General features: G+C 43.0%; 9 protein-coding genes. 1 reads left to right on the forward strand and 8 read right to left on the reverse strand.

What is annotated here, in order from left to right; all coding sequences use genetic code 11:
* Positions 1-2 precede the first annotated feature (2 nt).
* The 5 genes from AOB57_RS07860 to mtaC all read right to left on the reverse strand — a co-directional run bounded on the left by AOB57_RS07860 (position 3) and on the right by mtaC (position 5,726).
* A complete protein-coding gene (locus tag AOB57_RS07860) occupies positions 3-2,012 on the reverse strand; it encodes a hydantoinase/oxoprolinase family protein (RefSeq protein WP_054299622.1) in 2,010 nt (669 codons plus the stop codon).
* A gap of 245 nt (positions 2,013-2,257) precedes the next feature.
* A complete protein-coding gene (locus AOB57_RS07865; RefSeq protein WP_054299621.1) occupies positions 2,258-2,548 on the reverse strand; it encodes a hypothetical protein in 291 nt (96 codons plus the stop codon).
* A gap of 361 nt (positions 2,549-2,909) precedes the next feature.
* Positions 2,910-3,494 (reverse strand): acetate uptake transporter, encoded by a 585-nt coding sequence (locus AOB57_RS07870; protein WP_054299620.1) that lies wholly within the window; start codon positions 3,492-3,494, stop codon positions 2,910-2,912.
* A 56-nt stretch (positions 3,495-3,550) separates the two neighbouring features.
* A complete protein-coding gene (gene mtaB, locus AOB57_RS07875; RefSeq protein ID WP_054299619.1) occupies positions 3,551-4,936 on the reverse strand; it encodes a methanol--corrinoid protein co-methyltransferase MtaB in 1,386 nt (461 codons plus the stop codon).
* Between the two features lie 13 nt (positions 4,937-4,949).
* On the reverse strand, positions 4,950-5,726 hold the full coding sequence (gene mtaC / locus AOB57_RS07880) for a methanol--corrinoid protein MtaC (protein WP_054299618.1): 777 nt from the start codon (positions 5,724-5,726) through the stop codon (positions 4,950-4,952).
* 403 nt (positions 5,727-6,129) lie between these two features.
* On the opposite strand from mtaC, the gene AOB57_RS07885 reads away from it, so the two are divergent.
* Positions 6,130-6,354, forward strand: a complete 225-nt coding sequence (locus AOB57_RS07885; protein ID WP_054299617.1) for a hypothetical protein — start codon at positions 6,130-6,132, stop codon at positions 6,352-6,354.
* Positions 6,355-6,977: 623 nt separating this feature from the next.
* Here AOB57_RS07885 and AOB57_RS07890 read toward each other — a convergent pair.
* The 3 genes from AOB57_RS07890 to mtaA all read right to left on the reverse strand — a co-directional run bounded on the left by AOB57_RS07890 (position 6,978) and on the right by mtaA (position 11,162).
* The gene (locus tag AOB57_RS07890; protein ID WP_054299876.1) at positions 6,978-8,153 is read right to left on the reverse strand and encodes a GTP-binding protein; all 1,176 of its coding nucleotides are present in this window, start codon (positions 8,151-8,153) and stop codon (positions 6,978-6,980) included.
* 74 nt (positions 8,154-8,227) lie between these two features.
* On the reverse strand, positions 8,228-9,847 hold the full coding sequence (locus tag AOB57_RS07895) for a methylamine methyltransferase corrinoid protein reductive activase (RefSeq protein ID WP_054299616.1): 1,620 nt from the start codon (positions 9,845-9,847) through the stop codon (positions 8,228-8,230).
* A gap of 295 nt (positions 9,848-10,142) precedes the next feature.
* Entirely contained in the window at positions 10,143-11,162 is a 1,020-nt protein-coding gene (gene mtaA, locus AOB57_RS07900) for a methylcobamide:CoM methyltransferase MtaA (protein WP_193726260.1), read from the reverse strand.
* Positions 11,163-11,912 lie beyond the last annotated feature (750 nt).

The raw sequence follows: 11,912 nt of genomic DNA on the forward strand, positions 1-11,912 counted from the left end.
CATCAAGCCGAAATCGAGGTTTTAGGGGTTCCTATTCCTACGAAAACAAGATTTGTTTCCAGGGGTGCATCAGTCCAGCCGCTTGGCGCCAGGTGTTTTCTGCTTACATCTATTCTAATGTTCTCCTTTTGAAGTCCTGCGTTCACCATATAATCCATAACTAGCTGCCTTCCGAGCTTCTCCGCATACTCAACGGCTTCACTATAAACTTCAAATTTTTTTCTCTCAGAAGGAGAAAAAACAATGAACTCATTTTTCGTTTCATACTGCATGATACCTTCTGCAGAGCACTTCTCATGAGCTTCATAATCAAAATTTTCAGCTTCAGCTTCGTGGGATATTGGGATCACTTTTGTTTTTATAAGAATCTCCACTCTTTTAATTCCTTTTCCAACAAGGGCTCCAACAGCATTGCCTACCTCAGCATACTCGGGAACTATAAAATCAGCATTGATCAGGCTTTTCAGATTCTCAACATATGCCCTTGCAGGTCCTCCGAGAAGCACTATAGGAATTTCCACACTGAAGCGGGTAAAATTCCTTCCCAGGAGAACTCTGTCAATTTCACTTCTCGGCATTCCTTCTATAAGGTAGGCAATAAGATCCTCGGCAATATTACGTGCAACCCTGCGTTTTGCTTCAGTACTGAAAGCCTCAGGGCTCTGCTTCAATATTCTCCCGAGCATGGAAGCTCCGATTGTTGCGGCTTCTACATCCCATTCGGTATATTCCCCAAGCACATGCAGGGCGTCGGTCGGTGTGAAGCCTATTGCCTGGATTAACCTTTTTTGGATCAATGAATCCAGTATAGACGGAGAAGGACGTTTTTTCAGTGCTACGAGCAAGTCTCCGAAGGAAACAGGTTCTTTTCCGATATGCCTGTAGATTTCCCGCTCTCCTGCCCTCAATTCTATAGGTCTGAAGCCTGTTCTGACATAAAACTTCGTTACCTGAATGCTCTCACAGAGATATCCTTTTGCAACCCTGTTACGTTTCAATTTTTCCTTAAAACCGGGATATATAACCGAAGCCCGGCAAAGCGGGATCACACGGCGAGGACCAATATAGATGCGGTCGCCTTTTACCCAGACATGGCTGTCTCCGCCAGTTGCTGAGGTTTCCATACGGATAGCTTTTACACGGGTTTGCCAGCCTCCTACAACTGCACCAGAATTACTGAGTTGAGGAAGCCCGTTCACCATCATAGCTACGTCCGTGCTCGTGCCACCGACATCGATCATAGCACAGGTATCGAATTTGCTGAGGTAAGACGCGCCTACAAGGCTTGCAGCAGGTCCAGAGAATATGGTTTCGATAGGTTTTTCCAGGGCTTCTTCTATTCCCACAACTGAGCCGTCGCATTTCAGCATAAGCATATTCGCATTAATACCTCTGATCTCAAATTCCTTGATTATTGCCTGGATAAACTTATGAGTAATAGGAATTAGCTGTGCGTTAAGAAATGCAGTTATAGCTCTTTCGTAGGCTCCAAGATCCTGGGAAAGTTCGTGCCCGCAAACTACAGGATGTCCTGTAAGATCCTTTACGGCTTTTTTGACAGCAAGCTCATGTTCAGGGTTGCGGTTGCTGAAATATGAAGAAACCGCAAAAGCCGAAACTTTTTCTTTTACCCTGAGAGCAAATTCTTCTACAGAATCGAGGTCAAGAGCCTTCAGTTCCTCTCCGTCACTATTATGCCCTCCGGAGACCGCCACCCAGTAGTCTGTAGGAAGCTTCTCAGGAATTACATAGTCTCCTACCATAATCAGCCCTACAGGAAAGCCCGTACCTTCCAAAATAGTGTTTGTAGAAAGGGTTGTAGATACGGATACAAGTTTAATGTCCTTTAGATACTCAGGATTCAGCATGTCAATAGCATTTTTCATTCCAGGGAGAGGATCGGGATAGGTAGTAAGTGCTTTACTGGATTCGACCACAGATCCGTCCGAATCTCTAACGATAACGGCATCAGTATAAGTGCCCCCTGCATCGATTCCAAGACTGAAGTGCATTTTCAACCTCTTTTACGAGTTATATGAGATTTCCTAGAGTTTGAGAATGTTTGAAACCAGGATAATTAATCTCATCTTGGTAATTTATGAAATTCAGATTCTTCTGATCCAGCCTGTTAAACCTGTTATTACATAAAGTCTTGATAGCTGTTAAATCTTGCAATAGAGGAATGGGTAGTTGCCAGGCTTAAAGGCTATATATTACTTTCTGAATTTTCGGTTTTCATATCTGGGTTTTTGCATCATTATTGCCGTATTATTATTTTATTTTTTCTATATTTTATCTTGTAACATAAATTTATTTTTTTATTCTCTCCCTTCAGAGGTCTGCTTGCGATAGAAAAATCCAGGAGTCTTATATATTTATTGATAAATTCTAACAAGGAACAGGTTGTATCGGCAAGAAGCAAAGCGCTGTTTGTCGAAAGCTCGGAGAGCAGTTTACAAAGAGTGAACCCAGGCTCAAAACAAGCTTTGTATAAAGCTCTGTGTAATAATACATTTTCCATCTCTTTGAATTTTTCATCCACTCTCATTTGAAATCCACTATTAATTGGTTTTTATAGTCTTCTTTTGTAAAACGGACCTTTCTTCAGGCAAATAAAAACAAAAAAAATCTTTAAAAATTAAACAGACCCTCGAATGCCTGTATTTTCTCTTAACGCGGTCATACAAAGGAGTTTAGCCATTCAGACAGCAGTATTCTGGAGGACTGAAAACACCGATCTGAAGTCCGTGCTTGCCTGAAAGTTTATCCTGATTGCTTCTTCGGTTTTTTCCTGCTATTTTTATGGGTTTCATACAGATTTCGAGGTTGGCGCAGGTTCTTTTCCCCAGGTGTTCGAGGGTCTTATTTATTGGGTCTTATTTATTATTAGTAAATGCTGATTACTTATCTTAGAGCGGGATTACAGTTTTTCCGTGGATCTCGTTCATTACCGTGCCCACAGCTATATACAGGGCCCCAAGACCCATAACAAGTCCTACATAACCAGCTACTACAAGCAACCCTGCACTTCCGGTTGCATTTACAACAGCCAGCAACATGAATAATAAAAATAACGTAACAAACACAAACTGAAGAGCACGGATTCCGATTTTCATAGTAACTAACAGCATAACAAAGGTATAAACGCCCCAGATAAAGAGATACGCAGCCATAGCAGTTCCGGAGGAGGCATCAGCCCAGCCGATTGCAGGCATAATAAGCAATCCTGCCAGCGAGAACCAGAATAGGCCGAAAGCTGAGAATGCAGTCCCTGCAAAAATATCTCCTTTTTTCCAGGACATAATTCCTGCAAATACCTGAGCAAACCCACCCAGAAATATTGCCATGGAGACAATCATTGATTCTACGGGGTATATCCCTATGTAGCTCAGACTCAACAGAATTGCGGCAAGTCCAAGGCCAGTAAAACCAAGGGGAGCAGCATTTGCAGTCTTGTCAACTATTATGGTAGCAGTTCCTACGTTTTCACTCATTGTTCCACCTGACAAAGCCTTTTTTCCAAAAAATCGAAAAAAAAGAAGTTTAGGGCTTAGAGCCCATAGTTTTCGGATTTGAAAACTGCAACTTCCTGTTTGAACTTGGTCAGATTGTCGCTCATGAACTTGTCAGCATCATCGGTGAGGGCCTCGAGATCAGCCTTAACCTTTGCAAGTGCATTGGTCTCGAATCTTGTGAGTTTGAGCTTGCCAGAGTTGACACCCTCTTCAATGATATTGCAACATTCGATTGCAGCGTTCCTTGATCTGAGATAGTTGTTCTCTCCATCCTTTGCGATTGCCTGTCCGATCTTGTAGGCGTTGTCGTATGCAAGCACATAGCCCTGTGGATCTCTGTACTTGTCAGAGAGCACGAGAATGTCCCTGAGGTCCTTTGCCTTTCCAGTTTTAAGGGCAACATTCATCATGGAACAGTCGTATGCCAGGGTCTCGGACCAGCACTGGACAGTCGTACCACCAAACTCACCGTGGTATTCAACGGACTCGTTGGACCAGAGGTCACAGCACTGCATAACCAGGTTACCCATGAGGTCAGAGTGAGCACAGGTTGAGGTCTTACCTTCCTGAGTGATCGGGACACCTGCAATGGCCTTTATGATAGTATTCTCGTAACCACAATCCTTTCCGGGTCCTATTGCACCGGCTTCGTATGCACAGAGGGATCTTGCTGCTGAGATTGCCCTTGCAACGATTGCAGTCGTGTGGGCAAGGTTCTTGTCAAGCAGACCACCTGCAATAAACATTGCTGTGTTTGCCTGGGCACAGTCAGTGTCACCGGCTGCTACGGTGCCAGTCTTCCTTGCTACTGCTGCAATGTCGGACCAGATCATTTCCATGTCCATGCTACCGAGCACGCCGATGCCGAAGAGAATACCTGCAGTGTCGTTTCTCAGGATAGAATAGTCGAAGACTTCCTTACCACCCATGCTCTCTACAGAAAGCAGGTCTGCACCATTTGTGGCAACTTGCTCAAAAGCTTCCATAAAGACGCTGTACTTGTCTCCCCTGAGCTGGAGGTAGTCACGGTCTTCACGAATGTCACCTATTGTGTGGCGGAGTGCGCATTTTATGCCGTACTCGTCATGGTATTCTTCCATGATTGTCTTCTGGGCATGTGCAACAGCTCCTCCCCAATCAGGGTTGTTTGACATCTGCTGAACGTGTTCGGTTTCAAGCACTACAGAGGGAGCTCCGATCTGAACCATCCTTGCCATAATGTCGGTGGTGATCCTTTCATACTCTTTTACGAGTTTGTCTTTAGATGCACCGGCTCCAGGTCTTGGGGCATAGTTAACTTCGGGGGATGTGTATCCTCCACCAATCTCAAGGCCGAGACCTGCTTTTACAGGGAATTTTGACTGCCCGAAAATCAGATCATCTGCATTAGCATAAGCCATCGAAGTGTATTTTTTTACCATTTTTGCTCCCTCCTCAGTGTTTGTGGAATTCCTCTCTTAATGCTGTGATATCTGTAGTACCTGCAACAATCGCATCAGCAATCTTGGGGGCGTCTGCAGCTTCTTCACCATAAACTCCAAGTTCATACTGAGACACGAAGTCCTGGTTCACAGCACCGCCACCGCATGCGAATGGAATCTTTATTCCCTTTTCAAGGAGTTTATCGTTAACTTCCTTGAATGCATACATGGTGGTGGTCATGAGGGCAGTACCTGTGAGCATTATTGGCTTCTCTTTCTCGACTGCAGCGATTACTTCGTCTACAGGGACATCTCTTCCGAGGTCAACTACCTCGTAGCCGTTTGCTCTCAGGAGGGCAGCGACAATGTTCTTTCCAATGTCATGGACGTCACCTTCTGCAACATGGCAGACAACCTTACCTTTTGGCTCGGGAACTTCGGTGGTCTGGCTCTTACAGAATTCGATACCTTCAAGCATTGCATCTGCAGACATCATAACGTTCGGGAGGAAAATGATACCATCATCGTAGAGCTGGGTTACAACTCCCATGCCTACCATGAGGGCATCGTCAATAAGGTCGATTGGCTTCTTGCCTGCATCGATTGCGGCCTGGAGACCCTCGATAACGTCATCTTCTTCTCCTTCAAAGATGGCTTTTGCAATCGGGTAGATGAGTTCATCCCTGGGGTAAAGCTCTTCTGCGGCTTCGTCAGGTGTCATTTCCTTTTCGAGGGCGACGTTGTAACGTACTAATATGCCATCGATATCTTCCAGTTTCAAATCCAACATATTTTAACCTCCATTTAGCTAAAAGGTCTCGGATTGCTCAGATCCTTAACCTGCAAATACATCCCTATGAAGTTCTCAAACCTTTTTAGCCGAAAACTTCTTGAATACAATGTCAATGAATTCGAAACCTCCAAGATCGAATTCCTTCCATTGAGGGGTTGGGTAATCTTTTGGTGGTGTACTGGCTATTCAGCAAGCTGAATTTCAGTCCTTTTTCTCGCTTTCAAGCTATTTTAAAGGGGTTTTTTAGTTTCCAGGTTCACAGACCTTCAATCTTCTGTTCCCTGGTTTAAGGGACCTTTTTCCAGTTAATTCAGATAGGTGTACTCCCTTTTATTATTCAGGGATGCACTTGCAGATCACAGTTGGATTTAATTGCATATACCTTCACCGATGCTAATTTTTGAAAAGCTGTAATTTTATAATTCTCATTTCAATTTTCTCTGCAAATGATTTTATAAAAAACAAGATTTTTTTTGTCCCCGTTGATCTAAACAATGGAATCAAAATTTACAGGGCAATTATTCCTTTATCAGGGAAATTCTTTATTGCAGAGGGTGAAGATATGGAGATTGTTATTTTGAGCGCTGGAGGTTATCAAGTAGATTTGAATTTATTGGTAATTTGAAACAGGCAAAAATAAGGTGGTCAAAGCATAGTTTTGAAAGCATACAAATGAAATTGATATTCTCTCCAGTTCCCCCAAAGATAACCTGATTTTCTGGTTTCTGCAGAAAATACATCAGAGCTTCTAAAATTTGGATCTTTTGATTATTCTGGGGCTTAATAACTTTGAGCTTTTTGCCGTTTTTCAATCTTTTTTTAAACAGAAGTTGAACATTTCCCTCAAAGGTTATTCTGGTTCTGTCTCCAATTTTTTAAGCAGACTTCTATTGATCTATGTGATGTCCTGCTGTTAACCCAGAGCCAGATTCTTCATAATGTCTGAAAGGTTACTTTTCTCTCGATCTGAGGGTCGTCTTCCGGACGAAAACCGATGACTATTTTATAGTATATAAGGTTTTTGTGTGACAGGATACGACTGCCCCTGAACCGAAAACTTGTTTCCTTCGCAATTGTCGTACTTAAAAAGCTGCTGCCACCTGGCTATATAGCCTGACCTGCTTTTTCTGCTTTATGGTATAAAGGTTGCTCAAGAAAACCAGTTAAAACTATGGCAATCAGTTAAAATTACAAAGATTAGTTATACTATAAAAACAATTAAAAAAGGACGTGAGGAAATATTAACTTTCACTCACGCGTTTCTTCGTCTTTGTCTTTACTTTTAATATTCGAAATCCTCTGCGCATGCCCATGATTTCCAGGTTTACTATTCTCGTGATGCCCATGTTCATGATCATGGTTCAGCTTGGGTTTACTGACTTTTATTCCTTTTCTTTCAAAGACTTCCTCGACTGAACGGTTTACAGCTCCCTTAAGGGCTTTCTTCTCAACGTTTGAGACTGCAGAGAGGATTTTAAGTGTGGGGACGGCTCCTTCCTTTGATTTGATTACATCTTCCTGGGGCTCTTCGTAATATATTGTAACACTCTGTTTCACAGTTTCCGATCCATTGTCCAGGAAGAGTTTGATATGTCCTACGAATTCGGGATTTAGTTTCTGCACTTTCGCTTTTATCGTATTCACCAATTCGGTTGTTAATTCCCTTGCAGCGTCAGTGCTGAGATCCCCATTTTCAACCTCAAATTCAGCCGAGTAGCTGCCTACTTTTGAAGCTTCAATAGAACTTTCGAGTTCCTGCAGTGTGGAGAGTTTGGCTTCTCCTGTAAATTCAGCACTCGGGACTCTTTCGGACACTCCTTCAAGATCCGGGAGCACTATTCGCATGAAATTTTCAAATCTTTCGTCCGTATCCTTTCCTGAAAGAAGGACTACTCTGGCATTCGGATTAAGCTGCTGCACCGATGCTTCAAGAATGGGAAGACGGATAGGCTCTATCAGGTCTACCTTGTTTATTCCCAGAATTTCCGCATCAATAATCTGCCTCATGGCAAAATCTTTAACTTCTTTCATAAGGTACTTGAAACGGCTGCCGTCAATCAGGGTCACAAGGGGAGCAATTCTTACCTGCTCGCCAAGGTTCATGAGTTCAATCTCATCCCTGATTACGTGCGGGAAGGCAATGCCTGTGGGTTCGATCATCAGGATATCAGGTTTGTATTCCTTTGCAAGAAGAGTAACGGTCGTCCTTAATCCTACTTTCAGGGAACAGCAAATGCACCCGCTTGTGATCTCTTTCGTATCAAACCCGAATCTCTTTATAACGTCTCCATCAATCCCTATTTCGCCAATCTCGTTCACGATAATGGCAACTTTCTTCCCTTTTTCTGCCAGGTACTTGCCCATATTGAGAATAGTGGTGGTTTTCCCGCTTCCCAGAAACCCCCCCACCACAATGACCTGCACGTTTTCTCCTCCCTTCATCTTGCTTATTGCTTATTTCCCTTTATGCGTTTTTACTCTCAATAAACTTGTCTTCTTTATTTTCCTACCACTGTCAGGTTTTCCCATTTAAACCTGTCACTTGGACAGGCATGAAGGCAGCGCTGGCAGTTTGCGCCATCACAGAGGTCAGTCCTTATTTTTACAAACCCGTTGTCTTCCATTCTAAGGGCTCCGTTAGGGCAAACCTTTACGCACTTATGGCAGCCTTCACATTCTCCAATTACCATTGTAAGGTAAGTTCCAACCCTTTCAAGTACCTCAAGCCCTTCTTCTCCGAGTTCGGGAATATCTCTTTCAAATTGACGATCAATTTTGAGAATATCAGAAGGTTCGCTGATCATGGGAAGTTTTTTCTTTTTCAGAAACTTCTGAAGCATCTTGAAAGCCATACCCTCATTCCAGAAAGCAAGTTCCAGCAAATAAGCTTCCTTAAATGCCTCGGAGGTTGCAAACATCACATGGGTACCCACTATTTCCTTTGCAATCGCCTGCAGTTCCCAGAGCCTGTCTTCAGAAAGCAGGATTTCCCTGGCAATGGTAAGAGAAGTATTTCCTATCTGGGAGACATAACTCGCATTGTAAGGAATCATTCCTACCTTGTGGGCCTTTGCAGCGTCCATATAAGTGCCCGCAGCTCCTGACATGTGAGCGGCCTGCAGATCTTCCATCTCTATGCCTGCGGCTGCACAGAGAGTGATATGTCCGGCTCTTATCGCCCCTATTGCTCTCCCGGCTGCAATAAGGTCTTTACTCGTGAATTTTATCCCGTCCTGTAGATGGATAATGCCATCCGGTGTTTGAATCTTTGGCAGCATAATGAGCTTATTTCTCATGCCCGTCTCTATAAGGGCAATGACTCCTGTACCTGTAATGCCCTTTGCAGTCAGTTCTCCTTTCTCCACGACTTCCCCGGTTTTAGGATTTACAAGGTCGGCTTTTGTGGTCTTCATATCCCGGTCAAGTACATAGCAGCGCAGGTTTTCGCCCTCAAATTCAACGTCGCAAATTGTATGAGGAGAAGCAATAGACCCATATTCTATCTCCTGGCCCTCAAGCGCAGGTCCTGCGGCAGCTGACCCGGTATATATAACGCCATTTGCTTTAAGAGCCATTTCTGCGTTTGTCCCGTAATCCGTTGCAATCGCTATCTCATTGTTCTCAATCATGCCGGCCTTTACAATAAGTGCAAGCGCATCGGCTCCGACTTCATGTTTAATTGCCGGAGGTACTAATAGTTTACAGTTTACGGCTTCCTCAAAACCATCGATTCCGGACAGAGGTATTACGCGGGCATCTCTATTCTGCTCTTCGATATGGTATTTTTGCTTTTTACGCTCGCCTGCATATGCCAAATCTTCGATTGGAATACCTTGGAATATGGAAAGCTGGATAGGGTTTCCGCAGATTGAAAATCTCTCCATTTCTGCCAAGTTTACATTCAGCTCGGTCAGGATATTTTTTACGGCTGTTACCGAAAGTTCGTGAGCCTTATCAAGCCCATAATGAATTGCAAAATCAAGATGGTCCATTACATTTGCTCCGGGTAAGGGATTTCGCAGCGTTATGACCGTCTTTTTGATTTTGCCGCTTTCCAGGTCAATCTTCTGGGCCCTAAAACCGCTAGTACCCAGGTCAATTGCAACTCCGGTTCTCATATCTTAACCTCCTCCAAAAAAGTTTAAGATTTATTCAACCAGTATCTCAAACATATTCTGTGTTTAATATATTTTAATAAGTTTTATGCTGAATAAGCTATCAAGCTATTTATACTGAATCCTGTGTTCGGATAAGTCCTCCTAAACTCACAGTCTGTAAGGCCCCGGATCTGGAGTACTCACTCCGCCTGTCAAAACAAGAAAAACAAAGTGGAGCACGATATCCAGAAGCTCTAAAGAATTATAGAGCCCGGGACTGTGCCCCTGAAAAAATAAGGGGATTTTTAGTGCCTTTTCAGGCGTAGTACTCATCTCTTGCTGCGACCAGTGCTTTGATATTATCGAGGGGGGTCATAGGTGCAATACCACAGCCTGGTGCGAGTACATCAATTCCGCCTTCAAGAGCTTCTTTTGCTTCAGCTTTTATCTTGTCAATAGGTCCAGGCAGCAGAGTGAAAGGACTGGAAATATTTCCTACTAATCTTGCTCTGTCTCCGATTACTTCCTTACCCTTCTTTACACTGCCTATCTTTTCTTCAACGCTGAGACCTTCGAAGCCGCAGTCTGCCATATCACTGAGAATAGGGTTAACATTTCCACAGACGTGGAGGACAGTTATTGAGTTCACACTAGCGGAGAACTTCTGCAGCCTTGGCTTGAGATACTGCCTGAAGGAGTCAGGGCTCATGAGATCAGGGGAAGCTACAGGGTCTGCAATGGCAATAACGTCTGCGCCTGCTTCGACCATTGCATTTGCGTACATTATTGCAGCTTCAGTGGCAAGATCCAGAGCCTGCTGGAAAAGATCAATCTTTTTAATGGACCACTTCATGAAGGATTTTACACTTACCAGGTCAGAGGCGACTGTAACCGGACCTTCCATACCGCCAATAATTGGCACGTCAGGACCTACTTTTTCCCTGACTATTTTTATGGCTTCGAGTACAACAGGGATTCTGCCTTTCTGCAGGAGGTCTGCAGGAATGGATGCACCTTCAAGGTCCTTGGGGTAAGGGTGACCTGTAACAGAAGGCTGCCTGTTCTTGGTACCCATGTTGATTTCACAGCCCATAGCTTCAACAAGAACGGTAAGACAATAGGGAAGCCTTACAGCCTCGAGTCCGCTAAGCTCATAGTTGGCAATTGCCAGCTTTGCCATGAGTTCGGGGTCAGAATGAGCTTCAGGCCAGGGGGCTCCGACTTCATCCATAAGTTCTACAATCCCGGTCTGGGTCACGGAGCAAACAGGTACTTTGTCAACTGGCTTCCCTTCAAGGGCAGCTAAGAGTCTCGTTTTGAGTGTAAATTCGCTCATAGTCATACCTTTCTTTAGATTTATCGATTTGCATTTATTTTTATTATAATTTTATAGTCTACTTGATAATATTATATAGACTTTTCAATCCAAATATCTCATTCTCCGGACTGAGAGTCCATAACTTAGAAATACAGTAGAAATCACAGGTTTCGCCTGAGAAACCAACAGTGCCTCTGGATTTCCTTCCTGCCTCTCCCTAGCAGGGATGAGAACAGCGACAGTAAAAACAATTCTCAGGCTCCTTACGATTTCGTTAAAGTGCGGTATTTTTTTAGTTAACAACTTATAAAAGCTATTTGTCAAGAATTTTTTTTTGCTATTTCTTTGATAAATATGGTCATAAATTTTGACCTCATAGTTCTATGCTCTATGCCAGCTAGACGCCCAAATTTTTTACTTATCCTGATAGTTTACAGGTTATGTACTGGATTTGATACTTAAAATTATTTTCTTAAAATTTTGTTAGTGAATATACGAATAATATATGTTTTGAGATCAATTCTTTCTACTTATTCTTCTAAGATTAAAGCGGATTTTAACCATATTTGCTATTTCAGATCTTTTTTTCCGTCATACAAGCTCCAAAAGCTTTTATCTGGTGAAAAAGAGTCTGTATTTATACTTGTTCTTAAATATAGAGAAATTGTTTTGGCAAGACTGTTTGAGAAAACTTTTATATAGATTATAATTTAATTTATTCTGTTAGTGTTGTCCTATAATCTTCCTATAGATCCCAACCCAACCTTA

The sequence above is a fragment of the Methanosarcina flavescens genome (genome assembly GCF_001304615.2).
GTDB classification, from domain to species: domain Archaea; phylum Halobacteriota; class Methanosarcinia; order Methanosarcinales; family Methanosarcinaceae; genus Methanosarcina; species Methanosarcina flavescens.